Origin of the sequence: Actinoallomurus acaciae, assembly GCF_042429965.1 — a bacterium.
Taxonomy (GTDB): Bacteria; Actinomycetota; Actinomycetes; order Streptosporangiales; family Streptosporangiaceae; genus Actinoallomurus; species Actinoallomurus acaciae.
Genome location: NZ_JBHLZP010001154.1, coordinates 1 through 935, shown reverse-complemented (window position 1 = coordinate 935; position 935 = coordinate 1). Strand labels below are relative to the sequence as shown.

Annotated in this window: 1 protein-coding gene and 1 pseudogene; one reads left to right on the top strand and one right to left on the bottom strand. The window is 69.3% G+C overall.

Annotated elements, in window-relative coordinates:
- Window positions 1-214: ATP-grasp domain-containing protein (locus ACFFNX_RS51265; RefSeq protein ID WP_378213788.1), on the bottom strand; the 214-nt coding region annotated here is incomplete at its 3' end.
- 253 nt (window positions 215-467) lie between these two features.
- Between ACFFNX_RS51265 and ACFFNX_RS51260 the strand changes: the two are divergent.
- Window positions 468-935 (top strand): annotated as a pseudogene (locus ACFFNX_RS51260) (glycoside hydrolase family 15); the annotation flags it as partial.

The following is a 935-nucleotide window of genomic DNA, read 5'->3' as shown; positions in this document are numbered from 1 at the left end:
CATCAGCCGGCGAATCAGCCAGCCTCACACCACCGGCCTTACCACGACCACCGGTCTTCACCTGAGCCTTCACCACCACACGCGAGGTACCAGCCGCCGCGAACTCCTCCGCGACCGCCCGAGCCTCCCCCGGCGTCGTAGCGATCTTGCCGGCAGGAACCGGGACGCCGTACTCCGCGAAGAGCTCCTTCGCCTGATGTTCGAACAGGTCCACGGGGGTCCGTCCTTAACGGGATCGACAGGGTTGCGACCGCGTCCAGCGGTCCGCTCCGACCAGGCAGCCTAGTCGCTACGGCGCACGAGGCCGACCGCCGGGTCCCAACGAGTGCTTCGCATCGGTGACACTCGGGTAATGACGACATGAACTACAGGTGTTTGCCGGTCTTTGGTGTACTGGATGCCGTGATTTTCGGGAGTTGCGGGTGAGTAAGAACAGGGCACGGGATGTGCGCCGTGTCGCTTCTCTCATGCTTATCGCCGCGCTCACCGCGACGTGCGCCGCCTCCATCCCGGACGATGACCGGCCCGACTGGCGCAGCCCGGGTCTCATCGGCAACGGCGGCTGGCCGTTCTCGCGCGCCGCGATTCCGCAGGAAGAGTCGGAGGGCGCCTCGTACATCCCGGGCAGCTCCGTTCTCGCCCTGCCGGGTGGTAAGGCGCGGCTGATCCCGTTCGGGCTGGACGATCCGGTGACGCTGCCGCGCGACGACCCGCGCGTGACCGAGGCCGTACACGCCGACCAGGCGTGGCTCGCGGACGGCTCCGTCCCCGGCATGACGGCGGCCGAGCGCGAGGCCGCCGGCCGCGCCCTGCTCGATCTGCGCATGCTGACGCTGCCGAACGGCGCGTCGACCGCCTCGTGGTACGGCGCGTGGAACTACATGTGGCCGCGCGACGGCGCGTTCGGCGCCGCGGTGTTCGCGGCCACCGACCGA